Annotated in this window: 26 protein-coding genes and 2 riboswitches; of the genes, 17 read left to right on the top strand and 9 right to left on the bottom strand. The window is 61.9% G+C overall.

Annotated elements, in window-relative coordinates; all coding sequences use genetic code 11:
- The first annotated feature begins 136 nt into the window (after nt 1-136).
- The gene (locus EOE18_RS06140; protein WP_127707462.1) at nt 137-1747 is read left to right on the top strand and encodes a phosphoenolpyruvate carboxykinase; all 1611 of its coding nucleotides are present in this window, start codon (nt 137-139) and stop codon (nt 1745-1747) included.
- 165 nt (nt 1748-1912) lie between these two features.
- Nucleotides 1913-2263, top strand: a complete 351-nt coding sequence (locus tag EOE18_RS06135; RefSeq protein ID WP_127707245.1) for a hypothetical protein — start codon at nt 1913-1915, stop codon at nt 2261-2263.
- A gap of 61 nt (nt 2264-2324) precedes the next feature.
- On the opposite strand, the gene EOE18_RS06130 is transcribed toward EOE18_RS06135, so the two are convergent.
- On the bottom strand, nt 2325-2981 hold the full coding sequence (locus EOE18_RS06130) for an alpha/beta hydrolase (RefSeq protein ID WP_127707243.1): 657 nt from the start codon (nt 2979-2981) through the stop codon (nt 2325-2327).
- A gap of 163 nt (nt 2982-3144) precedes the next feature.
- Between EOE18_RS06130 and EOE18_RS06125 the strand changes: the two genes are divergently transcribed.
- From EOE18_RS06125 to parC, 4 genes are read left to right on the top strand one after another with little or no spacing between them, the layout of a single operon-like run.
- Nucleotides 3145-4179: a cysteine desulfurase family protein gene (locus EOE18_RS06125; RefSeq protein WP_127707241.1), complete on the top strand. Its 1035-nt coding sequence runs from the start codon at nt 3145-3147 to the stop codon at nt 4177-4179.
- Nucleotides 4176-5249 carry a cysteine desulfurase family protein gene (locus tag EOE18_RS06120; protein ID WP_127707239.1) on the top strand — a complete coding sequence of 358 codons (1074 nt, stop codon included), beginning with the start codon at nt 4176-4178 and terminating at the stop codon, nt 5247-5249. Before EOE18_RS06125 ends, EOE18_RS06120 begins: the two co-directional genes overlap by 4 nt.
- Before the next feature lie 11 nt (nt 5250-5260).
- Nucleotides 5261-5593 carry a 2Fe-2S iron-sulfur cluster-binding protein gene (locus tag EOE18_RS06115; RefSeq protein WP_127707237.1) on the top strand — a complete coding sequence of 111 codons (333 nt, stop codon included), beginning with the start codon at nt 5261-5263 and terminating at the stop codon, nt 5591-5593.
- A 49-nt stretch (nt 5594-5642) separates the two neighbouring features.
- On the top strand, nt 5643-7934 hold the full coding sequence (parC, locus tag EOE18_RS06110; RefSeq protein ID WP_127707235.1) for a DNA topoisomerase IV subunit A: 2292 nt from the start codon (nt 5643-5645) through the stop codon (nt 7932-7934).
- 4 nt (nt 7935-7938) lie between these two features.
- Here the strand turns inward: parC and EOE18_RS06105 are convergent, their stop codons facing one another.
- The 6 genes from EOE18_RS06105 to EOE18_RS06080 all read right to left on the bottom strand — a co-directional run bounded on the left by EOE18_RS06105 (nt 7939) and on the right by EOE18_RS06080 (nt 12350).
- On the bottom strand, nt 7939-8559 hold the full coding sequence (locus tag EOE18_RS06105; RefSeq protein WP_164852672.1) for a retropepsin-like aspartic protease family protein: 621 nt from the start codon (nt 8557-8559) through the stop codon (nt 7939-7941).
- A 139-nt stretch (nt 8560-8698) separates the two neighbouring features.
- Nucleotides 8699-9439 carry a retropepsin-like aspartic protease family protein gene (locus EOE18_RS06100; RefSeq protein WP_246027286.1) on the bottom strand — a complete coding sequence of 247 codons (741 nt, stop codon included), beginning with the start codon at nt 9437-9439 and terminating at the stop codon, nt 8699-8701.
- The gene (locus EOE18_RS06095) at nt 9436-10602 is read right to left on the bottom strand and encodes a CCA tRNA nucleotidyltransferase (protein WP_127707231.1); all 1167 of its coding nucleotides are present in this window, start codon (nt 10600-10602) and stop codon (nt 9436-9438) included. Before EOE18_RS06095 ends, EOE18_RS06100 begins: the two co-directional genes overlap by 4 nt.
- Nucleotides 10577-11185, bottom strand: a complete 609-nt coding sequence (locus tag EOE18_RS06090; protein WP_127707229.1) for a CoA pyrophosphatase — start codon at nt 11183-11185, stop codon at nt 10577-10579. The genes EOE18_RS06095 and EOE18_RS06090 overlap by 26 nt, the downstream gene beginning before the upstream one ends.
- Nucleotides 11186-11187: 2 nt before the next feature.
- Entirely contained in the window at nt 11188-11748 is a 561-nt protein-coding gene (locus EOE18_RS06085) for a DUF1285 domain-containing protein (RefSeq protein WP_342772640.1), read from the bottom strand.
- 86 nt (nt 11749-11834) lie between these two features.
- Complete coding sequence (locus tag EOE18_RS06080; protein ID WP_127707225.1) at nt 11835-12350, bottom strand: GNAT family N-acetyltransferase; 516 nt, start codon at nt 12348-12350, stop codon at nt 11835-11837.
- A gap of 85 nt (nt 12351-12435) precedes the next feature.
- On the opposite strand from EOE18_RS06080, the gene EOE18_RS06075 reads away from it, so the two are divergent.
- From EOE18_RS06075 to folP, 3 genes are all read left to right on the top strand, one after another.
- Nucleotides 12436-13026 carry a ribonuclease HII gene (locus tag EOE18_RS06075; protein WP_127707223.1) on the top strand — a complete coding sequence of 197 codons (591 nt, stop codon included), beginning with the start codon at nt 12436-12438 and terminating at the stop codon, nt 13024-13026.
- A gap of 215 nt (nt 13027-13241) precedes the next feature.
- Entirely contained in the window at nt 13242-14420 is a 1179-nt protein-coding gene (locus EOE18_RS06070) for a site-specific DNA-methyltransferase (RefSeq protein ID WP_127707221.1), read from the top strand.
- Nucleotides 14421-14430: 10 nt separating this feature from the next.
- Nucleotides 14431-15549: a dihydropteroate synthase gene (folP, locus tag EOE18_RS06065; RefSeq protein WP_127707220.1), complete on the top strand. Its 1119-nt coding sequence runs from the start codon at nt 14431-14433 to the stop codon at nt 15547-15549.
- Nucleotides 15550-15641: 92 nt separating this feature from the next.
- Here folP and EOE18_RS06060 read toward each other — a convergent pair whose 3' ends face one another.
- Entirely contained in the window at nt 15642-17369 is a 1728-nt protein-coding gene (locus EOE18_RS06060) for a DUF885 domain-containing protein (RefSeq protein WP_127707219.1), read from the bottom strand.
- A 79-nt stretch (nt 17370-17448) separates the two neighbouring features.
- Nucleotides 17449-18876 (bottom strand): sigma-54-dependent transcriptional regulator, encoded by a 1428-nt coding sequence (locus EOE18_RS06055; RefSeq protein ID WP_127707218.1) that lies wholly within the window; start codon nt 18874-18876, stop codon nt 17449-17451.
- 201 nt (nt 18877-19077) lie between these two features.
- Between EOE18_RS06055 and EOE18_RS06050 the strand changes: the two genes are divergently transcribed.
- From EOE18_RS06050 to gcvH, 8 genes are all read left to right on the top strand, one after another.
- Entirely contained in the window at nt 19078-19203 is a 126-nt protein-coding gene (locus EOE18_RS06050; protein ID WP_181953018.1) for an aa3-type cytochrome c oxidase subunit IV, read from the top strand.
- A 21-nt stretch (nt 19204-19224) separates the two neighbouring features.
- On the top strand, nt 19225-20346 hold the full coding sequence (locus tag EOE18_RS06045; RefSeq protein WP_127707456.1) for an NAD(P) transhydrogenase subunit alpha: 1122 nt from the start codon (nt 19225-19227) through the stop codon (nt 20344-20346).
- 12 nt (nt 20347-20358) lie between these two features.
- Nucleotides 20359-20655: a proton-translocating transhydrogenase family protein gene (locus EOE18_RS06040; RefSeq protein ID WP_127707217.1), complete on the top strand. Its 297-nt coding sequence runs from the start codon at nt 20359-20361 to the stop codon at nt 20653-20655.
- 62 nt (nt 20656-20717) lie between these two features.
- Nucleotides 20718-22229 carry an NAD(P)(+) transhydrogenase (Re/Si-specific) subunit beta gene (locus EOE18_RS06035; protein WP_127707454.1) on the top strand — a complete coding sequence of 504 codons (1512 nt, stop codon included), beginning with the start codon at nt 20718-20720 and terminating at the stop codon, nt 22227-22229.
- A 34-nt stretch (nt 22230-22263) separates the two neighbouring features.
- Entirely contained in the window at nt 22264-22560 is a 297-nt protein-coding gene (locus EOE18_RS06030) for a hypothetical protein (RefSeq protein ID WP_127707216.1), read from the top strand.
- Between the two features lie 44 nt (nt 22561-22604).
- Nucleotides 22605-23765, top strand: coding sequence for a deoxyguanosinetriphosphate triphosphohydrolase (locus tag EOE18_RS06025; RefSeq protein WP_127707215.1), 1161 nt, complete (start codon nt 22605-22607; stop codon nt 23763-23765).
- Between the two features lie 115 nt (nt 23766-23880).
- Nucleotides 23881-23982: riboswitch (glycine riboswitch) on the top strand.
- Nucleotides 23983-24097, top strand: a riboswitch (glycine riboswitch).
- Between the two features lie 34 nt (nt 24098-24131).
- Complete coding sequence (gene gcvT, locus EOE18_RS06020; RefSeq protein WP_127707213.1) at nt 24132-25292, top strand: glycine cleavage system aminomethyltransferase GcvT; 1161 nt, start codon at nt 24132-24134, stop codon at nt 25290-25292.
- Nucleotides 25292-25663 (top strand): glycine cleavage system protein GcvH, encoded by a 372-nt coding sequence (gcvH, locus tag EOE18_RS06015; protein ID WP_127707211.1) that lies wholly within the window; start codon nt 25292-25294, stop codon nt 25661-25663. The genes gcvT and gcvH overlap by 1 nt, the downstream gene beginning before the upstream one ends.
- Nucleotides 25664-25667 lie beyond the last annotated feature (4 nt).

Below are 25667 nucleotides of genomic sequence, written 5' to 3'. Positions count from 1 at the left end.
GAATCGCGCATTCGTATGCGGAATTCGTATGGATTTGTGCAAGTGCGCAATATCCTTCGATTTTGCTGCGGTTGCGAGATCAACCCCCGAAAGGGCCATCAACCAGTTGGCCTTGCCATCCTTCGGAGAAAAGACTTTGACCTTCCCGCTCAGCACCAGCCTTGAACAACAGGGTTTTGCCACCAGCGCCCAGATCTTCCCCAACCTTGGCACCGCGCCTCTGGTGGAACATGCGCTTGCCAAAGGCGAGGGCATTCTGACCAAGGACGGCGCACTGCTGGTCGATACCGGCAAGTTTACCGGGCGCAGCGTGAAGGACAAGTTCATCGTGCGCGATGACGTGACCGAAACCGCCGTGAACTGGGGGCCGATCAATCAGCCGTTGAGCCCCGCGCATTGGGCTAATCTCAAGGCTGACTTTCTGGAAGCCATTAAGGACCAGAAGGAACTGTATGTGGCCGACCTGTTTGGCGGCAGCCAGCCCGAATATCGCGTGAACGTCCGCGTCATCACCCAGCTGGCATGGCACAGCCTGTTCGTCCGTACCCTGCTGGTGCGCCCGACCGATGTCGAGCTGGCCGACTTTGTTCCCGAATACACCATCATCAACCTGCCCAGCTTCAAGGCGAACCCGGAACGTCACGGCAGCCGCAGCGACACGGTGATCGCGGTCAACTTCAGTGAAAAGCTGATTCTGATCGGCAATACCGAATATTCGGGCGAGATGAAGAAGGGCGTGTTCGGTCTGCTCAACTTCCTGCTGCCGGCGCAGGGCGTGATGCCGATGCATTGTTCGGCCAACATTGGCCCGGATGGCGACACGGCGATTTTCTTCGGCCTGTCGGGCACGGGCAAAACCACCCTGTCGGCGGATTCCTCGCGCACGCTGATCGGCGATGATGAACATGGCTGGTCGGACTCGGCCGTGTTCAACTTCGAGGGCGGCTGCTATGCCAAGATGATCAACCTCTCGGCCGAGGGTGAGCCGGAGATCTATGCGACGACCAAGATGTTCGGCACCATTCTGGAGAACGTGGCGATCGATCCGGCGACCCGCGAACTGGATTTCACCGACTCCAGCAAAACCGAGAACACCCGCGGCGCCTATCCCATCGATTTCATCCCCAATACCTCGAAGGACAATCTGGGCCCAGTGCCCAAGAACGTCATCTTCCTGACGGCGGATGCTTATGGCGTGCTGCCTCCGATCGCCCGTCTGACGCCCGAACAGGCGATGTACCACTTCCTGTCGGGTTACACCGCAAAGGTTGCCGGCACCGAAATCGGCGTGACCGAACCGCAGGCGACCTTCAGCACCTGTTTCGGCGCCGCCTTCATGCCTCGTCACCCCTCGGTCTATGGCAATCTGCTGAAGGAACGCATCGCCAAGGGCGGCGTGAAATGCTGGCTGGTCAACACCGGTTGGTCGGGCGGCAAGGCCACGCAGGAAGGCATCAAGCGTATGCCGATCAAGGCCACCCGTGCCCTGCTCAACGCAGCGCTGGATGGCAGCCTGAATGATGCCGAGTTCAACATTGACCCCAACTTCGGCTTTGAAGTGCCGGTGGCTGTGGCCGGTGTGGACAGCAAGCTGCTCGACCCGCGCGGCGCTTGGGCCGATGCGCATGAGTATGACAAGACCGCGGCGGCTCTGGTGCAGCAATTTGTCGCCAATTTTGCCCAGTTCGAACAGCATGTGGACGCAGGCGTGATTGCCGCAGCGCCCAAGGTTGCCGAACTGGCCTGACGGTATCGCCAGTTATAAGGCGATAAAAGGGAAGTTTGTGAGGAGAGGGGCGTCGGGGGCTTTCGGGTCTCCGGCGCCTTTTTATGCGCTATGCCGTCGGGAGAAGTGGCCAAGGCGTTAAAGGCGTGACAGGATGTTTTCGATCAAAATGGCTGGAGACATACAATGAGCATGCTCGATTCTTTGCTGGGTGGTCAGTTCGATCTGGCCGGACTGGCCGCGCAGGCAGGCGTAGACCCTGCCATGGCGCAAACCGCTCTGGCCGCTTTGGGGCAGGCGCAGGGGCAGGATGGCGACACGGTGGAAACCGCCGCTGCGCAAACTGGCATTGATCCGGCGGTGCTTAACCAGATTGTTGGCGCGCTGGGTGGCCATGAAGGTTTGGCGCAGGTGGCGGCTTTGGTGCAGTCCAATCCGCAAATCCTGTCCGGCCTCAACAGCTTTCTGGACAAGGATGGCGATGGCAGCGCGGTGAATGACGTGCTGGGTTTTGCCAAGGGGCTGTTCGGCAAATAAGCCCATAAAAAAGGCGCTTGGGGCAGAACCCTCAAGCGCCTTTTTCAACATCGTGACCCGATTAGCGGATCGGGCAATCGGGCGACAGGCGCATGTCGAGGTAATTGTCCACCGCACCCATCATGTCGTCCAATTCATTTTCAAAGAAATGGTTGGCACGCGGGATTTCATCATGGTGGATGGTGATGTGCTTTTGCGTGCGCAGCTTGTCCACCAGCTTTTGCACCGCATTGGGCGTGACCACCGTGTCGGCTGCGCCCTGCACGATAATGCCGCTGGCGGGGCAGGGGGCAAGGAAGCTGAAATCATACATGTTGGCCGGCGGGGCCACGCTGATGAAGCCACGGATTTCCGGACGGCGCATCAACAATTGCATGCCGATCAACGCGCCGAAGCTGTAACCGGCAATCCATGTCGTGCTGCTTTCCGGATGGATCGACTGCACCCAGTCCAGCGCCGAGGCGGCATCGGACAATTCGCCAATGCCATTGTCAAAGCTGCCCTGGCTGCGGCCAACGCCACGGAAGTTGAAGCGCAAAGTGGCAAAGCCGCGCGCGACAAAGGTCTTGTACAGCGCCTGCGTGATGCGGTCATTCATCGTGCCACCGGCCTGCGGGTGGGGATGGAGAATCATGGCGACCGGCGCGCGGGGGCGGGTTCCGGGCTGGAAACGGCCTTCAAGGCGTCCTTCAGGGCCGGGGAAGATCACTGCGGGCATCGTTTAAATCCCTGATCGGCAAGAGGTCCAAGGCGGTGGCTGCGAAAATTGTCGCGCATAGACGCCGCAAGGGACTGTGAATGGGAGGGAGGTGCTATATAGAAACACATGGCCCGAAAGCAATGTTTTCGAGCATTTCCGCAAAGATTGAAGTTGCCCATTGATGAAACGCCCCTCCATTTATCTTGATCATGCCGCAACCACCCCCGTTTTGCCGCAAGTTGTGCAGGTGGTGATGGAGGCCTTTGGCCGATGGGCCAATCCTTCCAGCCAGCATGCGGCGGGGCGCAAGGCGCGTGCCGCGCTGGAGGATGCCCGCGCTCGTGTGGCCAAGGCGCTGGACTGGGATGGCGAGGTGATCTTCACCAGCGGGGCGAGCGAGGCTCTGGCTTTGGGCTGGGGGCGCAGTCAGGCGCTGCGTCGGGTGGCGAGCGGGGTGGAACATGCCGCCGTGTCGCGTCTGGCGGAGGGTAGCGTGCCGGTTCCGGTCGACGCTTTGGGCTTGGTGGAATGCGATGCTTTGCCTGCCGCCGATCTGATCGCGGTGCAGCAGGTCAATAATGAAACGGGCGTGATCCAGAATTGCGCTGCCTTGGGCGAGGCGATCCATGCGCGCGGGGCGGTTTGGCTGGCCGATTGTGCGCAAGGGGCGGGCAAAATCGTGCTGCCGCCTGCGGATATGGTGGCGATTGCGGGGCACAAATTTGGCGCGCCGGTGGGCGTGGGGGCTTTGCTGGTGCGCTCGCTGGGCTTGCTCTCGCCCAGCGGAGGGCAGGAGCGAGGCTATCGCGGCGGCACGGAGAACCTGCCGTTGATCCTTGGCCTTGCCGAGGCTTTGGAAGCGGATAGGGGCTGGCTGGACGAAGCCGCCGCATTACGCGCATGGTTTGAAGGCGAGATGCGCGGATTGGGCGCGCAGATCATCGCCGAAGGCGCCGAGCGGATACCCACCATTGGTGCCTATCGCCTGCCCGGACGCAATGCCACGCAGTTGCTGATCCGCGCCGATATGGCCGGTATCGCCATTTCCAGCGGCGCGGCCTGTTCCAGCGGCAGTATCAAGCCCAGCCCGACCTTGCTGGCCATGGGCTATAGCGAGGGGGAAGCGCGCGAAGTGTTCCGCGTGTCGATCGGGCGCGAAACGCAAAGGGGCGATCTGGAGGCGCTACTTGAGGTTTTGCGCAAGGTGACCCTGTGATCTATCTGGATTATCAGGCCACCACGCCTCTGGCGCCTGAAGCGCGCGAGGCCATGCTGCGCTGGCTGGGCGAGGAGGCATTTGGCAACCCGCATAGTCCGCATCGCATGGGGCGGGCGGCGGCGGCGGCGGTGGCTGTGGCGCGCGATCAGGTGGCGGCGCTGCTGCCCGCAGGCGGGCGGGTGATTTTCACCAGCGGGGCGACCGAGGCGCTCAATTTGGCCATTCTGGGCCGTAAGCCGCTCCGGATCGCGGTTTCGGCGATAGAACATGCCGCCGTGCTGGAAACGGCCAAGGCCAGCGGGGCGCGGGTGGACATTTTGCCGGTGTCGCCCATGGGGCTGGTGGCGGGGGATGCCGACCTTGCCGATGGCACCGATCTGGTGGCTGTGGGCCAAGTGAACAATGAGATCGGCACGATCCAGCCCATCGCCGCTCTGGCTGAACGCGCCCATGCGGCGGGTGCCTTGCTGCTGTGTGATGCGGTGCAGGGGGCGGGCAGGTTGGCCGCGCCAGAGGGGGCGGATATGATCGCCCTATCTGCGCATAAGCTGCATGGGCCCAAAGGCATTGGTGCTTTGTGGGTCCGTGATGGGGTGGAAATCCAGCCCTTGAACCACGGCGGCGGGCAGGAGGGCGGCTTGCGCTCGGGCACGCTTAGCCCTGCGCTTTGCGCCGGTTTTGGCGCTGCGGCGGCGCTATGGGTAAGCATGCGGGAAAGTGATGGACAACATGTGGACAGGCTGTGGAAAACCGCCCGCGAACTGCTGCCCGACTGGACGCTGAATGGCGACCCTGACCAACGCTGGCGGGGCAATCTCAACCTGAGGCGCGATGGGCTGGATGTTGCCCGCCTGATGAGCGACCTGCGCGACATCTGTTTTTCCGCCGGCAGCGCCTGCGCCAGCGGTTCGGGCAGGCCCAGCCATGTATTACAAGCGATAGGACTGACCGATTCCCAAGCGAAATCCTCTATCCGCCTCGGTTTCGGGCGCTATACGGAGGAAGGAGAGTTTGCCGAGGCCCTGAAACGAATCGACGCTGCCGCAGCAGCGCAAGACATCGGATAGGATCGAGCAAAGTGGTGAAGGTCGAGTTCATTACCCCCCGTGGCGAACGGGTCGCGGCGCAGGCCAAGGCGGGCGTCCGCCTGCTGGAAGTGGCGCAGGGCGCAGGCATGCCGCTGGAAGGCACATGCGAGGGGCAGATGGCCTGTTCCACCTGTCATGTGATTATCGCGCCCGACTGGTTCAAGCGCCTGCCCGCCGCCAGCGCGGATGAGGAAGACATGCTGGATCTGGCCGCAGGCGTTGCGGCCACCTCGCGTCTGGCCTGCCAGATCAGCCTGACCGAGGATATGGACGGGCTTTTGGTGAAAATTCCGGGGGAAAGCCGCGATATGCAGCGGGGCTAGGCCCTGATTAACGCTTGGGTACGGGGCCATGGCCTGCTAGAGCATGCCCATGGCCAGCGACCTGAGTGAACCCGATCCGTTTGACGCTATCGTCGACGCCCCCTTTGATGCGGCGCTATCGCAGCGTTATCTGGTCTATGCCCTTTCCACGATTACCGCGCGATCGCTGCCCGATCTGCGCGACGGGTTAAAGCCGGTTCACCGCCGCCTGCTATGGGCGATGCGGCAATTGAAGCTGGATCCGGCGCAGGCGTTCAAGAAATCGGCCCGCGTGGTGGGCGATGTCATCGGTAAATATCACCCGCATGGCGATGCCTCGGTCTATGATGCCATGGTGCGTCTGGCGCAGGATTTCGCGCTGCGTTACCCCTTGGTCGAGGGGCAGGGCAATTTCGGCAATATCGACGGGGATGGCGCGGCGGCCTATCGCTATACCGAAGCGCGCCTGACCAAGACCGCGATGCAATTGATGGCGGGGCTGGACGAAGGCACGGTCAATTTCATCCCCACCTATAATGGCGAGGAAGAAGAGCCGGAGATTTTCCCCGGCCTGTTCCCCAATCTGCTGGCCAATGGCGCCACCGGCATTGCCGTGGGCATGGCCACCAGCATCCCCAGCCATAATGTGGCCGAGATTGTCGATGCCACGCTGATGCTGATCGACAATCCGCAGGCCGAGCACGAGCAATTGATGCAAGTGTTCCATGGGCCGGATTTCCCCACGGGCGGCATTGTGGTGGACACGCCGGCGGCGATTTCGCACGCCTATGCCACGGGCAAGGGGGCGATCCGCGTGCGGGCGCGTTTCTCGACGGGGCGCGATGAAAACGGCGAATGGGAAACGACCGGCATCGAACGTCTGGGCAGCGGCCAGTGGCAGCTGGTCATCTCCGAAATCCCCTACATGGTGCAAAAGGGCAAGTTGATCGAGCAATTGGCGGCGCTGATCGCTGACAAGAAGCTGCCGATCCTTGACGATGTGCGCGATGAATCGGACGAGCAAATCCGCATCGTTCTAGTTCCCAAGAGCCGCAATATCGATCCTGATCTGCTCAAGGAAAGCGTGTTCAAGCTGACCGAGTTGGAAAGCCGGTTCAGCCTCAATCTCAACGTGCTGGATGCGACGCGCACGCCCGGTGTGCTGGGCTTGAAGCCCTTGCTGCTGCAATGGGTCGTCAGCCAGATCGACATCCTGCAACGCCGCAGCCAGCACCGTCTGGACAAGATTGCATCAAGGTTGGAACTGGTTGAGGGCTATATCATCGCCTATCTCAACCTTGACCGCATTATCGAGATCATCCGTACAGAGGATGAACCCAAGCCGGTGATGATGGCCGAATTCAACCTGACCGAGCGTCAGGCAGAGGCGATCCTCAACATGCGCTTGCGCTCTTTGCGCAAGCTGGAGGAAATGGAACTGCGCGGCGAGCGGGACGAATTGCTCAAAGAGCAGGAGGAGCTGCAAAAGCTGCTGGAAAGTCCGGCCTTGCAGCGCACCAGGCTCAAGCGCGACCTGCGGGCCTTGCGCAAGGATTATGCCGAGACCACCGCGCTGGGCCGCCGCCGTACCACGTTGGAGGAAGCCGCCCCCACGCGCGAATTCAACATGGATGCGATGATCGAGAAGGAGCCGGTGACGGTGATCCTGTCGGCCCGTGGCTGGATCCGCGGGGCCAAGGGCCATGTGGCGCTGGATCAGGACTGGAAGTTCAAGGAGGGTGATGGTCCCGCCTTTGCCCTGCATGCGCAAACGACCGACAAGCTGTTGATCGCTTGCGACAATGGCCGATTCTACACGCTGGGCTGTGATAAATTGCCCGGCGCGCGCGGCTTTGGAGAGCCTGTGCGCAGCATGGTGGATATTGACAGCAACGCCCATATCGTCAGCCTGCTGATTTATCGTCCCAAGGCGCAAGTGCTGCTGGCGGCCAACACCGGACGCGGCTTTGCGGTGGAATCCGAGGAATTGCTGGCCGAAACCCGCAAGGGGCGCGCGGTGATGACCACCAAGGAAGGCGTTCGCCTGATGGTGGTGCGCGAAATCCCCGAAAGCCATGATCATGTGGCGGTGATGGGCGAAAACCGCCGTCTGGTGATTTTCAGCCTGACGGAATTGCCGGTGCTGTCCAAGGGGCAGGGGGTTACCTTGCAACGCTATCGGGATGGCGGTCTGTCCGACATTATCACGCTGCGTCTGGAAGATGGCCTCAGCTGGACCATGGGCGGCGAAACGGGCCGTACCCGCAGCGAGAAAGATCTGCGCCAGTGGAAGGTCGCGCGCGGGGCAGCAGGCAGCTTTCCGCCGCAGGGCTTCCCCCGCGACAATAAGTTTCAGCCTTAATTCCTCAGCTCCGCTTGGGGCTGAGGATCAACACATTGTTTTCCACGCGCCAGCCCGAAAGGCTGTTCAGGAAATTCATGCCCAGCACATTGGTCGTGCCCATATCAGGCGCGATAATGGCGCGCATACTGCGGGTGGAGAGCAATCCCACCTTTAGATCGCGGATCACACCGAAACTGGCCTCGGTTTCGCCATTGGCGGTATGCAGGCTGACATCACTATCGGCCTGCGCCTCGATCATGGCTTCGCGGGCCAGCGCGCTGGAGATCGTGGTATAGGTCGCGCCCGTATCGATCAGAAAGCGTTGGTTGACGCCATTGATCGCCGCATCCACCCAAAAGTGCCCGTCATCGGCCAAAGGAATGCGGGTCTCGTTGCCCTGCAGGGCGCTGGTCCTGTGCATGGCGCTGGTGACGGCCAGACTGGCCAGGGCGGGTGTGTTGAGCACCATGCCGGTCAATTGCAGCAGCGTAATGGCCAAAGCGATGGTGAGGCCGAAATTGCCGATGCCGCGCAGCAGCATTCCGCCTGTCGGACTGGCTTCGCGCCGCACAATTCCACCCACCAGCACAAGCGCCATAAAGGTGAATGCGCTGGACAGCACCACATGATTGGGCAGGTGCATCAAGATCGGCATAAGTTGCAAGTCGAGCCTATTCATGGGTTTACTGGCCCCGCTTTATTGCCGCTTCGGCACCGAAGGGCAATGCGGGGTTATCATGCCGGATGTTTCATTGAGAGACAAGGCTCATTATGTCATTAAGTTATTGAAGTGATTGTTCAATATTTGGTCCAGACGGGTGGTGCGGTACAAGAACCATCACTCTTCCCTCCACCCGCCAACTGGCCAGACGGTTGAGCACGTTCATGCCCAGAATGTTGGTATCCCCGATTCCCGGCGCGATAATCGCATCCACTTGGCGCGCCACCACATTGCCGATACGCAGTTCCCTGATCCGCCCGCGACGGCCTGTTGCAGCGCCGTTGGCGGTGCGCAATTCCACCGGTTGCAATGCGGGATCGGCGCGTAAATGGCATTTGTCCGCCGCTTCGGGCGACATGGTGGTGATCGTCGCGCCTGTGTCGACCAGAAAGCGCTGCTTCACGCCATTGACCTGTGCCAACACCCAGAAATGGCCGTCTGGACCTTGCGGGATGCGCGTGGTCTTGCCGGAAATCTCCTGTTGCGGGGCAAGGCCGGGGATCAGGCTGCGGATTTGATCGATCGGCGTGCCTGCCCCTCCGGCACCGGACACTTGCAACACGCCCAGCACCAGCATCGCCATCAGCCCCAGATTGCCGAAAAAGCGGATCACTCCGCCCAGCAAGGGCATGGCGGGCCGCATCAGGCTGCCCAGCGCGACCAAGGCCATGGCCACCAGCGCGCCTTGCAACAGGGGTTGGTTGGCCACCATGCCACCTACCTGTTCCACCAGGCCCGATGCCGCGCCGAGCAATTGGCCCAAAGCGTCACCAGAATGCGAGGAGGCCGCCCCGGCGCTCATGCCTGCAGTGCTTCATCCAGCAAAGCCTGCACCCGCGTCTCATCGGGGAAGCCTTCGGCGATCCACAGCTGTTCCACTTGCCGCAACAGGCGCGCCACATCGGGGCCAGCGCCGACGCCACGCGCGACAATCTGCCCGCCTTTCAAGGGGAAGCTGGGAACGATCCAGCCTTCCAGCGGGGCGACAGCGCGGCCCGACAAGAGCAAGCGGTCCAGCGCGCTTTCCTGCCCCAGATCATAGGCCATGGCGCGGGCATGCCTGTCATCCCCACTGCGCGCGGCGGCCGTCGCCAATCGTTTCTTTTGCGCGCCCGACAGGCGGAAGCGCGAAGCCACCTGTTCAGCCAGCGCCGGTTCGGCAGGCAGCAGCGCGGCCAGTCGGCGCAAAGCGTCGGGAGCAACAGCTTGTGCCTGCTCCTGCGCGACCAACGCCGCCAAAGCCGCCACATCGGCCTCGGGCAGGATCACGTCCAGCACGCCCAGTTCTGCCATCCGCGCCAAGGTGGGCGCGGGATTGGCAAGACCCAACAGGTTCATCATCTCCATGCCAATCCGCTCACGCGACAGGCCTTTCAACGTGGCGGCCAGTTCACGGCAGGCGCTCTCGGCTTCCTCATCCGCGGGCGTGCTGCCGAAACGGGCCTGAAAGCGGAAATAGCGCAGGATGCGCAAATGGTCCTCGCGAATGCGCTGACGGGCATCGCCGATGAAGCGCAAATGGCGCGCCGCCAAATCCTCCAGCCCGCCGAAATAGTCATGCACCGCGCCATCCGCCGGATCGGCATAAAGCGCATTGATGGTGAAATCGCGCCGCGCGGCATCCTCGCGCCATTCCTTGGCAAAGCTGACCGTGGCGCGGCGACCATCGGTGGAAACATCGTGGCGCAGGGTGGTGACTTCCACATTCCCGCCCTCCAGCACCACGGTAACAGTGCCATGCTCGATGCCGGTGGGCACCGTGCGCAGGCCTGCCTCTTTGCACCGCGCCATCACCTCGTCGGGCAGCAAGGGCGTGGCTGCATCAATATCCTTCACCGTCAGGCCCAGCAGCGTGTCGCGCACGCAGCCGCCCACCCAGCGCAAATTGCCCGCGCCCAGCGCCTCCACCAGCGCGGCCAGATCCGCGCGGTTCTGCCAATCATTCGGGGGTAAAAGCTTTGTCATTCCAGTCCAGAAAACAAGAGAGATTGGCAAGGATCGCGCCGGTTACGCCCCATATGCGATGGCCCTGCCACAAGATTTCGACGTATTGGCGCATTGCGCCCTGCCATTCCACCGATTTTGCAATCTGATGGGCGGGGTTCAGCACATAATCGAGCGGGGCTTCAAACCATTGCGCTACTTCATCGGGATTGGGCGTGATGGGCAGATCAGGCGGGATCGTGGCCAGAACCGGCGTCACGGCATAGCCGGACCCTGTGTGATAGGGTGCCAAAGGGCCGATCACGCGCACCTTGGTCGGATCGAGCCCCAACTCCTCCTCCGCCTCGCGCAAGGCGGCTTGCACTACGGTCTCGCCCGCATCGAGCCTGCCGCCGGGCAGCGCCACTTGTCCTGCATGGGCGCGCATATGCGATGGGCGATGCAGCAAGAGCAGCCCCGCCTGTTCCCGCTCGGTCACCGCCAGCAGGACGGCGGCGGGTTTCAGGGCGCCGCTGCTGCGCGGGTCGGGGAACAGTGCGGGGGTGGGCGGGCGTCGCAGGCCCGCCGTATAGCGCGCGGCAAGGCGGTCGTGCCAAAGCCCCATGATCAGGCGGGGTTTTGTGGGGTGATCGGGAAACGTATCCCCATGCTTTCCACCCAGAGTTCACCATCCATGCCGCATTTATCCACAGCCATGTCGACAATCTGTCCCCAGGTGGAGCGGTTCAAACGCGCCTCGCAGCCATGGCGGACGGACAGGTAGAGCGCAGGGTGATCCTGCGTGCCGCGCGCCACCAATGGGTGGGCGGCGTCGGCAATCACCGTGTCCTCTGTGTTCAACCGAAAGGCCAGAGCGCCATCGCGTTCCACCACATCCACGGCGATGAAGGCGGCATCCTCCACCTCGATCGTCTGCCGATCCTGCGGCGTGACCAGCCAATGTTGGCCAGCCTCATCGCGCATCAACAGCGTGGAGAAAGCCTTCACCATGGCGGGGCGGGTAATCGGCGCGCCTTCATGCCACCATGCTCCATCGGCGCGGATCACCATGCGGCTGTCCAGCACTTCTGTCGGATGCCAGCGCTCCACCGGCGGCAGCCCTGCGCCCTGCGCCAAAGCGGTCAGCTCGGCCAGCGAGCAGGCGGCAAGGGGAGGGGGCACATCCATCGGCATAGGCGGATTATGCGCTATGGCTTTGCCAGAGGCTAGCGTCCGGCAAAGCTTTTCCCCGATGGATCAGCGCAACTAATCTATTAGCGAGTCCATGGCCCCAAAGTGCCCTGCTTGGGCAGCACGGCGGCATTCTCGTGCCGCACCAGCAGGCGGTGGCGGTCAAACGGGCCGGGCAATTCCCACTCACCGGTGGCTAGAGCCGAAAAGCCCCAGCGATCATAATATTCCGGATCGCCAATCATCACCAAGGGCAGCTGTGCCTTGGGGTTCAGCGCAGAAATGGTCGCGCTGACCAAGGCCTTGCCAAAACCGCGCCCCTGCGCCTCGGGCAGAACGGCCACGGGGCCGACCATGATCATCGGATGCGGGCGTCCCTCGGCATCGGTCAAGGCCACCGGCCAGCACTGGATCGTGCCCACCAGATGCTCTTCCTCGTCCACCGCGGCAAAGGACAAAGCGGGCAGCCAGTCGGCATCGCCGCGCACCTTATAGGCGGTGCGCTGGCGGCGTTCAGGCTCGAAAGCGCGGTCGAGCAGGGTCTCGACCAGCGCGGGGTCCACATTGTCGAGCGGGATGAGAGAGGGTTCAACGGCCATAATGGGCTGGCGGATAGGGCAGGGGGGCGTTGGTTGCAATCAAAACCGGCCTGTTCATCGTGCCAAATTGTGCCATGGAGACGGCATGATGTGCTTTGGCGTGGATGAGGCGGGGCGTGGCCCCTTGGCGGGGCCGGTGGTTGCGGGGGCCGTGTGGCTGGGTGACGCCGCGATTGCGGGGCTCAATGACAGCAAGAAACTGAGCGCGAAACGCCGCGCCGTGCTGGAGGCGCAGATCAAGGCACAGGCGCATTGGGCTGTGGGTGTGGTGGAGGCGGCGGAGATCGACCGCATCAATATTTTCGCTGCCACCATGTTGGCCATGACGCGGGCGGTGGAGGCTTTGGTGCTAAAGGTTGGCGATCCGCCCATGGTGCTGATCGATGGCAATAAAACGCCCGAAGGCCGCGTGGAGGCGTGGCGCTGGCCCGCCCGCGCGATTGTGGGGGGGGATGCCAGCGAGGCCGCCATTTCCGCTGCCAGCATTATCGCCAAAGAGCACCGCGACCGCATCATGCAGGCGCTGGCCGCGCAGCATCCGCAATATGGGTGGGAGCGTAACGCGGGCTATGGCACGGCGGAACATCTGGCCGCCTTGCAAGCTCATGGCGCCACGCTCCATCACCGCGTCAGCTTTGCGCCAGTAGCGAAGGTTTTAGGTGCCGTGCAAAAATAATATCCACAGAAGTTTACACAGACCCACCTACCATATGTTGAGTCTCCAGCGACTCGGGGGACTCTATCCCTTGTGTCGGACTCTTTCCGTTCTCGTTCAGTTGACTCCCCATTTTGGCCGCGACTCGCGGTGAATCCACGAGTCGCGGCTTGACGAGAGTCCCGCAATGACTCAAACTGTGCCTCGTTATCACCCAATTATGCACAGGAATCCCCATGGGCCAGGTCCTTCTCAAGGAACGTATCCGTTCCACCCCCGCAAGCGCCAAGCTGACGCGTCGCATTGCACGGGAATTGCCGGAGGCTCTGGTTCCGCAGCGGGTGGATCTGCCGCTGGGCCATATTCTGGAGGGCGATTGCATCGAGGCGATGCGCCGTTTGCCCACCGCCAGCGTGGATATGGTGTTTGCCGATCCGCCCTATAACCTGCAGTTGGGTGGCGATCTGGCGCGCCCCGATGGCAGCCATGTCGATGCGGTCACCAATGATTGGGACAAGTTTGACAGCTTTGCCGCCTATGACGCCTTTACCCGCGCATGGCTGACCGAAGCGCGCCGCGTGCTCAAGCCCAATGGCAGTCTGTGGGTGATCGGCTCCTATCACAATATCTTCCGTGTGGGTGCCATCCTGCAGGACCTGGGCTTCTGGATCCTCAACGATATCGTGTGGCGCAAGGCCAATCCCATGCCCAATTTCAAGGGCACGCGTTTCACCAATGCGCATGAAACGCTGATCTGGGCCAGCATGGGCGAGAAGGCGAAATATACCTTCAACTATAACGCGATGAAGACGCTCAATGATGAATTGCAGATGCGTTCGGACTGGGTGCTGCCGATTTGCAATGGCGCGGAGCGTTTGAAGAAGGGTGGCACGAAGGTGCATCCCACGCAGAAGCCCGAAGCACTGCTCTATCGCGTGATGCTGGCCACCACCAATACGGGCGATGTGGTGCTTGATCCCTTCTTTGGCACCGGCACCACCGGCGCTGTGGCCAAGCGTTTGGGGCGCAACTGGATCGGTTGCGAACAGCAGGCCGATTATCGCGAAGCGGCGATGGAGCGCATCGAAATGGCGCTGCCGCTGGATGAAAGTGCGCTGAAAACCATGCAGAGCAAGCGCGCCGCGCCCAAGGTGGCCTTTGGCACTTTGGTGGAAACGGGCTGGATCGCGCCGGGCACGATGGTGCAGGATAAGAAGGGTCGCTACCGCGCCGTGGTGCGCGCCGATGGTTCGTTGCAGGTGGATGACCTCAATGGTTCGATCCATGGCGTGGGCGCCAAATTGCAGGGCGCGCCCAGCTGCAATGGCTGGACCTTCTGGCATCTGCAGCACGAGGGCGAGGTGAAGCCTCTGGACGCCGTGCGCCAGCTTTACCTGCTGGCTACGGAAGACTGATCCCCGCTTTATGACGCTGTATCTTCGTCCCATCGCCTTGGTGGATAGTCCGCAGGCGATGGAGGGCGGCGCTGTCCGCATCGCGGGCGGCCTGACTTATGCCAGCCATTTCGCGTTGATCCGCCGTGATGGCGCGCGCGTGGTGGCGCGGCAGGTGTTGGGCGCGGGGGATGTGCCTTCGGCTCTGGCTGCTCTGTCCGGCGATGATCGCGAGGAAGCGCAGGCGCAATGGGATGGCCTGCGCGCTTCTCGTAAGGCTTTGCAATTGGGTGAGCGCCAGATCCGGATGGATCAGCCGCAGGTGATGGGCATTTTGAACATCACGCCTGACAGCTTCTCCGATGGCGGGCGCTATGGCTCCGATCTGGAAGCGGCGCTTGCCCATGCGGGCGCGATGCAGGAAGCGGGCGCGGCCATCATCGACATTGGCGGGGAATCCACCCGTCCCAATGCCGCCCCAGTGTGGGAGGGCGACGAGATTGCCCGCGTGGTGCCGGTGGTGGAAAAGCTCTCGGTCACTGGCGCAGCGATCAGCGTGGATACGCGGCGGGTTGGCGTGATGGAGGCCGCGCTCGCCGCAGGCGCGGGGGCGGGGCCGCAATTGTGGAATGATGTATCCGCCCTGCGCCATGATCCGCGCAGTCTGGACTATGCGGCTAAGGCGGGCATTCCCGTTGGGCTGATGCATGCGCCGGGGCGCGGGGAAGACCTGCATGCCGACGCGCATTACAGCGATGTGGTGCTCGATGTGTTCGACTGGCTACGCGAGCGGCGCGATGCGGCGGAAGCTGCGGGCATTGCGCGGGATATGATCCTGCTCGATCCCGGCATCGGCTTTGGCAAGAGTTTGGCGGAAAATCTGGCGCTGATGAATGCGCTGCCTTTGTTTCATGCGCTGGGTTGCCCGCTGTTGGTGGGGGCTAGCCGCAAGAGGATGATTGGCGCGCTTTCGCATGAAGCGCCTGCCGATCAACGCTTGGGCGGTTCGCTGGCCTTGGCGCTGCAGATGGCGGCGGCGGGCGTGCAGGTGATCCGCGTGCATGATGTGGCCGAAACCGCGCAGGCTTTGCGCGTATGGCGCGGGATGCGCGATGGAGCGCTGACGGATTTCAGCCAGATCGTGGATTGATCCGCCCCGCTGTTATCAACGGAGGCGGGTCGCGGTGAGAGGCGTGGCTGACCGGCGCCTCTCACCGCTTTACCCTTTAATATTGCCCGCTTTTAAAATTGGGCATGCGGTGCTGCTTCCCGCAACATCTTCTGGCGGATCAACGGGATCGGCGGGCCGCCATAGGACAGGAATTCGTCGTGGAAGGCGCGCCATGCTGCCCGCCCGCCACGGCTTGCGGTCCAGTCATCGCGCAGACGGCGGATCATCAGCTTGCCCAGCGTATAGTTGAGATAGGCCGGATCATAAGTGCCGCGCGCGGCCTGCTGGTCGGCATTGCCTTCATCCTGAAAACATTGCTCCTGGAACATGGCCTTGGACTGGGCGACGGTCATCCCGCCCGTATGCAGGCCAATCGCCGACAGCAAACGGCAATCGCGCAGCAGGGCATTGGATAGCTGGCCGATATGCACCTTGGGATCGCCGTTACCAAGACCAGCGTCCCACATCATTTCCTCGGCATAATGGGCCCAACCCTCGGCAAAGGCATAGCCGACGAACAATTGACCTACCGGCGATTTGGCGCGGTTGGAATGCAGGAATTGCACGAAATGGCCGGGCATCACCTCATGCACGCTGGTGAACAGCAGGTCGGCCTTGCCGGGGATATAGGCGTCCTGCTTTTCCTTGGACCATGAAGGATCAGGCGGGCTGATGTAATAGATGGAGGGCAGCCCCTTATCCAGCGGCCCTGCCGGATCGATATAGGCGCTGTTTTGCGCATTATAGGGCGGGCTGGGGCGGACCAGCGCCTTTTCCGTGCCGGGGATGGTCACGATATTGTTGGCGCGGACAAAGGCTTCCAGATCGGGGATCTGTTTGGTCGCTTCGGCCACGGGGCCGCCTTCGGGCTTTTCGGCATTCATTTTGTCCACACAGGCCGGAACCGACAGGCCGGGGGCAAAGCTGTTGCAGGCCTCGACCAGGGCAGCGCGGTTACGCTCCAGATCGGCCTTGCCAGCGGCGGCAATGGCGGAAACGGGGGCATCCACCGCTTCGGTGGCCGAAACCATGCGTGCAAAGCGATCCGCGCCCAGCGCATAATCGCCGGCAGGCTTTTGCGTCTTCAGCCAATCGCCCACCTGCTTCATTGCTGCGCTGGCCTTGATCGAGGCGGCTTTCAGGCGGGCTTGCAGCGCGGCATCCTTCACATTGGCAAAGGCTTGCGGCGCATCCTTGGCATAGGCATCGGCAAAGCCGTTAAAGCCCGCCCCCCCGTAATAAAGGAAAGTTTCGGGCATAGGCTGGTTGAGATTGCCACGGATTTGTGCGGCGGCTTTGGGCACGGCTTCGAAAAAGCGGATCAGCGCCTGCATCCGCACCTTGGGCGACGCATATTCGCGCGAGATATAAACGTTGGGGTCCAGCCCGCCGCCGACATAGAAGGCGGGGTTGCGGTGGGGCTGGTCAGCATCGGTCAACCAGAACAACTGCCCCTTGGCCACTTGCACCAGATAGTCGCGTTCGAAGCTTTGGTCATCGCTCAAGCCCTTGAATTGGCCAGCGCGGGCGATCAGGCCATTGAGGAAGGCTTCCTTGCGCTTCAGGCCCGATGCGCTCCAGTCCGGCAATTGGCCGTCAAACTTGTGGTTGCCGACATAGACTGCGGTGGACGGATCGATGGCAAACCATTGGTCGATCGTCTGCCGGACAAACGCATTCCAAGGGGCGGCAGTTGCGGTTTTTGGCGCAGGCTTGGCGGCGGCGGGGCTGGCGATGGCACAAGCGGCCAAGGCTGGCGCGGCCAATAGCGCGAAGAGGGATGGGACAGATTTTTGCATGGCGACATCCTGAACAGGGTGATGACGCCTTACATTATTACCTGATTTCGAAATATCCAGTGCGTTGATGGAGCGGCCATCAAGCCGCGTCGCCAATCCCCAATTCGCCCAGCTTGCGGTAAAGCGTGCTGCGGCCAATCCCCAGACGGCGGGCGACTTCGGTCATGCGACCGCGATAATGGCCAATGGCCAGACGGATGACATCGGCTTCAATGTCCTCCAACGGGCGCAAATTGCCATCGGCGGTGAACAACATCACGCCCGCGCTTTCATGCGCCATGCCATTATGGCCAGCGCTGGGCGGTTCGGCGCTGATCATGCTGGACAATTGCGGGAAGTCATCCGCCGTCAGTGCATCGCCATCGCAGAAGACTGCAGCGCGGAACAGCACCGCCTGTAATTGCCGCACATTGCCCGGCCAGTCATAGGCGCCCAGCAGCGCCAGTGCGCCATCGGTGATGCCCAAGGGGCGCAGGCCGGGCTGTTCGCCAATGCGGCCCAGGAAATGGCGGGCTAGCGCCGGAATATCGCCGGAACGGGCGCGCAGGGGCGGGAGCATAACGGTCGTGCCGCAAAGCGCGTGATAGAGTTCGGGCAGGAAATCGCCGTGTTCGACCAGTTCCTTGAGCGGATAGTTCGAGGCGGCGATCAGACGCACATCGACGCGAAACGCATGGCGTGCGCCAATCGGGCGGCAGGAGCCCTGCACCAGAAATTCGGCCAGCCTTTGCTGCACCACCAAGGGCAGGCGATCGATCTCGTCAATCACCAGCGTTGCGCCGTCGCAATGTTGCAGCGAACCCATCTGCCGGTCAAAAGCACCGGGGAAGGCGCCTTTTTCATGGCCGAACAGCGCCGACTCAATCGAATTGGCGGGTGTCGCCCCTACGTTGATGATGCGCAGAGGCATCTTGGAACGCTGAGAAGCAGCGTGAATGGCGCGCACCAGCATTTCCTTGCCGGTGCCGGTTTCACCTTCCACCAGAATATGCCCGCTACCCCGCGCCGATTTGGCCGCAATCGCCAAGGCTGTGCGGAAGGCGGGAGCCGCGCCAATCATCGCTTCGAAATCGGGCGAGGAGGGCATTTTCTCTGTCAGCGGTTGCAATTCATCGCGCGGGGCTTCGCGCGTGGTGGCGCTGCGCAGCGCGGTCATCAGCCGATCGGGCGCGACAGGTTTGATCAGATAATCGGTAGCGCCCGCCCGCATCGCTTCCACCGCCAGCAAGGGCGAGGAGGAGGTGGTGAGCATCAGGATCGGCAAGGCTGGGCGACGGCCGCGCAATTCGGCAATCAGCGCACAGGCATCATCGCCCGGCACCCACTGATCAAGGATGACCGCGCCCAACTGCATGCCCTGCCGCGTGCCCAGCGTGGCAATCGCGGTTTCTGCATCGCTGACCACCAGCGTGCGCCAGCCCTCACGCGCGGCAAGCGCGGTGATGAGCCGGCTTTGCGCCGGTTCGTCATCAATCAACATCAAGAGCCGCTGTTCGCTGTCCGACATAGTGTCCCGGCCTGTTCCCATGGGCCAGTTGTGTAGAGGGAACGGGTAAAGAGGCTCTTAAGGCTGATGCGGGTGGCGCACATAAACTGGCCAAAAGGATGGCCAAAGGGATAGCCTGTGGCGCGTGCCTTTGGTCTTGTAAGGCGGGGTGGCTCTGGCTACAGTCACCCCATAACAACAAGACTTGGCGGGAGAATTGCTATGGCTAATACCCAAAATATCGCAGCCGCAAAAGAAACTTATCAAGGCTTTATTCGCCTTATCAAAGTTGCTACGCCAATCATTGCGTTAATCACCATGCTCGTGGTCTATCTATTGACGCGTTAAGGGGGCCGGATGATCGATAAGATAAAGATCGCTGTTCTAAAAGAAAGGAGCAGCGGGGAAACTCGCGTGGCCGTTACACCCGAAACGGTGAAGAAATTTACAGCTCTGGGCGCTGTTGTGGCGGTGGAAAGCGGAGCAGGACTTACCGCTTCGATCAGCGATGCTGATTATGCTGCCATGGGCGCAATATTGGGCGATGCCGCCACCACCGTGGCAGGCGCGGATATTGTGTTGGCGGTGCAGGGGCCGGAACCGGATTTGCTGGCAGGTGTGAAGCAGGGGGCGATGTTGGCCGCAGGGCTGGATCCCTTTGGCCAGCGCGCGCGCATTGATGCCTATGCCACCGGTGTCATAGAGGCTTTGGCGATGGAATTCATGCCGCGCATCACCCGTGCGCAAAGCATGGACATCCTGTCCAGCCAGTCCAACCTTGCCGGATACAAGGCGGTGATTGACGCGGCGGCGACCTATGGTCGCGCTTTCCCGATGATGATGACAGCGGCGGGCACGATCTCGGCCGCCAAGGCGTTCGTTATGGGCGTGGGCGTGGCAGGGCTTCAGGCGATTGCCACCGCGCGCCGTTTGGGCGCTCAGGTTTCGGCCACAGACGTGCGCAGCGCGACCAAGGAGCAGATCCTCTCGCTGGGCGCCAAGCCGATCTTCGTGGAAAAGGTCGCCGGTATCGAGGGCGAGGGCGCGGGCGGCTATGCCACCGAAATGAGCCCTGAATATCAGGCAGCGCAGGCCGAACTGGTTTCGGCCCATATTGCCAAGCAGGATATTGTGATCACCACCGCGCTGATCCCCGGCCGCGCCGCGCCGCGTCTGATCACCGATGCGCAGATTGCCACCATGAAGCCGGGCAGCGTCATTTTCGACCTTGCCGTGGCGCAGGGCGGCAATGTCGAAGGCAGCGTGCAGGATCAGATCGTGGAACGCCATGGCGTGAAGATCATGGGCTATTCCAACACGCCCGCGCATCTGGCGGCGGATGCTTCGGCGCTGTTTGCGCGCAATCTCTACAATTTCCTCTCCGCTTTCTGGGACAAGGAACAGGGGCGTCCTGTGTTGGACGAGGAAATCGGCAATGCGATCCGTCTGACCAAGGATGGCGCGGTTGTGCATCCAAGGCTGTTGGGCTGAAGGGGGCGGTAAATGGACTTTATCTCGATTCTATCGATCTTTGTAATGGCCTGTTTCGTGGGCTATTACGTGGTCTGGTCGGTGACGCCGGCCCTGCATACGCCTTTGATGGCGGTGACCAATGCTATTTCCTCGGTGATCGTGGTGGGCGCGCTGATCGCGTCTGCGGCCAGCGGTCTGGGCGAGGCAGCGGGCATTTCCAAATGGCTGGGGCTGGGCGCGGTGGTGCTGGCCTCGATCAATATTTTCGGCGGCTTTGCGGTAACGGCGCGTATGCTGGCCATGTATAAGAAGAAGGAGAAGAAGTGATGGTTCTCTCTCTTCTGAGCGCGGCGGCGGGAGCCGCCCATGCCGCTGTGCCTTCATGGGCCATGCTGGCCTATCTGGTGTCGGGCGTGCTGTTCATTCTGGCCCTGCGCGGGTTGTCCTCGCCAGCGACCAGTCGGGCGGGCAATCGCTATGGCATGTTGGGCATGACGATTGCTGTGGGCACCACGCTGGTCACACATGAAGTGGCCAGCCTGCCCGAGATCATCGGCGCTTTGGCGATTGGCGGCGGCATCGGCTTCATCATCGCCCGTCGCATCGCCATGACCGATATGCCGCAACTGGTTGCCGCTTTCCACTCGCTGGTTGGCCTTGCCGCGGTGCTGGTGGGCTGGGCGGCCTATCTCAACCCCGAGGCTTTCGGTATTGCCGATGTGGTGGCGCAGGCTGTGCCGCATGCCAGCAACATTATCGCATTGGGAAGCAATTCCTCCGACCCTGCGGCCATGACCAAAGTGTTTGAGGAAAGCCTGCGCATGGCGCAACTGAAGGCTGAAGCGCCTGCTCCGGCGATCATGCTGCAAAGCTGTATCGAACTGGGGCTGGGCATCGCCATCGGTGCGATCACTTTCAGCGGTTCGGTCATCGCTTTCCTGAAACTGGCGGGCAAGATGGGCGGCGCGCCGATCCTGTTGCCGGGCCGTCATGTGATCAATCTGGGTACTTTGCTGGCCATTCTGGGGCTGGTGGCCTATTTCACGCAGGACCAGAGCCTGTGGGTGATCGGCCTGATCACGGTGCTGTCCTTTGCCATCGGCTTCCTGTTGATCATCCCGATCGGCGGGGCGGATATGCCGGTGGTGGTCTCGATGCTCAATTCCTATTCGGGTTGGGCCGCCGCCGCCATGGGCTTTACCCTGCATAACACCGCCATGATCATCACCGGTGCGCTGGTGGGTTCCTCGGGCGCGATCCTCAGCTACATCATGTGCAAGGCGATGAACCGTGGGTTCCTTGCCGTTATCGCGGGTGGCTTTGGCGCCGCGCCGGAAGCAGGCGGCAGTGGTGCTCCCAAGGAGCAGCGTCCGTGGAAGCGGGGCAGCGCGGAAGATGCCGCTTTCCTGCTGAAAGAAGCGGAAAATGTCATCATCATCCCCGGCTATGGCATGGCCGTATCTCAGGCCCAGCATGCCCTGCGTGAAATGGGCGATGTGCTGAAAAAGGAAGGCGTCAGCGTCAAATATGCCATTCACCCCGTGGCAGGGCGTATGCCGGGCCATATGAATGTGCTGCTGGCCGAGGCCAATGTGCCCTATGACGATGTGTTCGAACTGGAAGACATCAACGCCGAATTTGGCCAATGCGACGTGGCCTTCATCATCGGCGCCAATGACGTGGTCAACCCCGCCGCCAAGAGCGACAAGAGCAGCCCGATCTATGGCATGCCCGTCTTCGACGTGGACAAGGCCAAGACCGTGATGTTCATCAAGCGCTCGATGGGTGGCGTGGGCTATTCAGGCGTGGATAATGATGTGTTCTACATGGATCAGACCATGATGCTGTTGGCCGATGCCAAGAAGATGGTGGAGGATATTGTCAAATCCCTCCAGCATTGATGGGCAAGGCCTTGATATAAGGTTCTGACATTCCATGCGTTCCATGCTCCCCGCTCTAGTTCTGGTGCTGACCCTGTCCGGTTGTGGCGAATCCATCGCGCGCGGAAGGATCGAGAGGGCACTGACAGGGGCGGGGATGCCTGTTCCGGTCGCCAGTTGCATGGCGGGCCGGATGGTCGACCAACTGACCATGGCGCAATTGCGCAAGTTGGAGGCGCTGAAGGGTGTGAACCGTTCTCCGCTGGAAATTGCCGCCGCCTTGCAAAAGATTGATGATCCGCAAGTGATGCAGGTGACACTGACCGCCGCTGGCGTGTGCTGGTTGCGGTGATTTGCCGCTAGTCATGGCAGGCCCGCTCGGCTAACCGACAGATTATGCCTCTTTCTCCGTTAGCCTGTAATCCCGCCCAAACGCGCGGCCGCCAATTCGCGCTGGAAGGCGCCGTGGCGCGTGGTCCGCGCACCCCCTATCAGCGCGACCGCGACCGGATCATCCATTCCATCGCTTTCCGCCGTTTGCGGCACAAGACGCAGGTGTTCATCGCGCCTGATGGGGACCATTACCGCGTGCGGCTGACCCATAGTCTGGAAGTGGCGCAGATCGGCCGCGTGATTGCGCGCAGCCTTGGGCTGGACGAGGATCTGACGGAGGCCCTGTGCCTTGCCCATGACATCGGCCACCCGCCCTTTGGCCATAGTGGTGAGGACGCATTGGACGAAGCGCTGGCAGGGCAGGGCGGGTGGGACCATAATGCCCATACTCTGCGCACGTTGATGGTCCTGGAAAGCCCCTATTGCGAGCATGATGGCTTGAATCTTAGCTGGGAATTGCTGGAAGGTCTGGCCAAGCATAATGGCCCCGTGCGCGATCCCAATTGGGCGCTGGCCGAACTGGATGCCGCTTTCGCGCTGGATCTGGGCGAATGGTCTTGCCTAGAGGCGCAAGTGGCGGCGCTGGCCGATGACATTGCCTATGACAACCACGACATTGACGATGGTCTGCGCGCCGGTTTCCTCAGCCTTGATGACCTGATGACCCAGCCCTTTGTGGCCGAGCAATGGCGCGCGGTGGAGGCCAAGCATCCCCACGCCCCGCATGACCGCAAGCTGCGCGAATTGGTGCGCAGCCAGATCGGCATCATGGTCAATGACCTGATTGCCGAAACTCAAGAGCGCACCGCAGGTATGGCCAGCATCGCCGATGTGCGCGGGGCAGGGCGGGCCAGCGTCGCCTTCTCCCCCGCCATGGCGGAGGCCGAGCGCAGCCTGAAGCGTTTCATGTATGACCGGCTGTATTATCACCCCGAACAATTGGCCACCGCCGCCAAGGCCAAGCAGGTGACCGCTGGCCTGTTCGCTGCCTATCGCGCCGATCCGGCGCTGATGGGGGCCGATTGGCTGGCGCGCATGCCGGCATCCGAACCGCAGGCCAGTCGCCATATTGCCGATTTTATTGCAGGGATGACCGACCGTTTCGCCATTGCGCAATATGCCCAGATTTACGGCAGCGCGCCGGAGGGGCTTTCCAACGTTTAGGCCCAATTCCCTAGCGCAGTTCTGCGCATTGGGATCATTTCATGACAGATTATGCCCCGTTGCCCGCCGCGCCGGTTTGACTTTTGCGCTGCAACAGGGAAAGGCGGGTGCATCGCTGATCGATGCGGGAGAGTTTCCGGTGATTCGCCAGAATTGCCGGACGCCGAAGGAGCAACCGCCCCGGAATCTCTCAGGCACAAGGGACCGTGTCGATCAACAGCGATGCTCTGGAAAGAGCCACTGGTGCTAGACGCCGAGTGGCCGCCGAAGGGGTAACCTCGTGCCGACAGGCATGGGCCAAGCTCTCAGGTTTCCGTGACAGAGGGGGCGCCGTAACCGGTGCAACCTTGCGTGGAAGTCTGATTTGTGAGCGACACATACAATATTGAAGAGGCCGAAACGCCCGAAACCCTCATTCTTCCGCTGGACAGCTGGCACCGTGAACGCGGCGGCCGCATGGTGGAATTCGCCGGTTACTGGATGCCGGTGCAATATGAAGGCATCATGGCCGAACATCTGTGGACCCGCGAACATGCCGGTCTGTTTGACGTCAGCCATATGGGCCAGCTCTATCTGGCGGGCGAAGGTCTGGATGCGGCGGTCGAAGCGCTGCTGCCCATCGACCTGTCGACGCTTAAGGTTGGTCGTCAGCGCTATTCGCTGCTGCTGAACGAAGAAGGCGGCGTGCTGGATGACCTGATGGTCACGCGCTGGAATTCGGGCCTCTATATGGTGGTGAACGGCGCGACCAAGTGGGATGATATCGGCCATTTGCGCGAATATCTGCCCGATGAAATCACGCTGAGCCATCTGGAAGAGGCCGCTTTGCTGGCGCTGCAAGGGCCGGAAGCGGCGCTGGCGCTGGCCTCGCTGGGCCTGACGCCTGCCCAGCCTCAGATTGTGGCGGTGGATGAGCTGGGCTTCATGCAGTCTGGGCCCTATCTGTGGAACGGCGTTGAAATCCACGCCTCGCGTTCGGGGTACACCGGCGAGGATGGCTATGAAATCTCGCTGCCCGCCGAACATGCCGCCGCCTTCGCCGATGCGCTTTGCGCCCATCCCAGCGTGAAGCCGATCGGCCTTGGCGCGCGTGACAGCTTGCGGATGGAGGCGGGCCTGCCGCTCTATGGCCATGATCTCAACGAACAGATCGACCCGATCAGCGCTGGCCTGACCTTTGGCATCAACAAGCGCCGCCGCGTCGAAGGCGGTTTCCCCGGTGCGGAACGCATTCAGGCCGCGCTGGCCGAAGGCACCGCAACCAAGCGCATCGGCCTGACCCTGCAAGGCCGTCAGGCCGCCCGCGAAGGCGCGGAGGTTTATCACGGCGAGGAAAAAGTTGGCGTGCTGACCTCGGGCGGTTTCGCCCCCAGCCTGGGCAAGCCCATTGCCATGGCCGATGTGCCCGCCGCGCTGGCCACCCCTGGCACTGAACTTTTCATCGATGTGCGCGGCAAGAAGCTGCCCGCCATCGTCACCCCCATGCCTTTTGTCCCCCATCGCTATTTCCGGAAAGGAGCCGCGTAATGACCCGCTATTTCACCAAGGACCACGAGTGGATTTCCGTTGAAGGCGACGTCGCCACCGTAGGCATCACCGATTATGCCCAGAACGCTTTGGGCGACATCACCTTTGTCGAAGTGCCCGAAGCGGGCAAAGCGCTGTCCAAGGGCGACACCGCCGCTGTGGTCGACAGCGTGAAGGCCGCCAGCGACGTTTACGCCCCCGTGGGCGGCGAAGTGCTGGAAGGCAATCCGGCGCTGGAAGAAGCCCCCGAACTGGTCAACACCGCGCCCGACGGCGAAGGTTGGCTGTGGCGCCAAAGCGTGGCCGATGCCGCCGAACTTGGCGATTTGATGGATGAGGCGGCTTACGCTGCCTATATTGCGGAGCTTTAAGCCC

The organism is Novosphingobium umbonatum (assembly GCF_004005905.1).
GTDB lineage: Bacteria > Pseudomonadota > Alphaproteobacteria > Sphingomonadales > Sphingomonadaceae > Novosphingobium > Novosphingobium umbonatum.
Note: the sequence above shows the minus strand (reverse complement) of the source record. Positions and strands in the feature narration are given on the sequence as shown.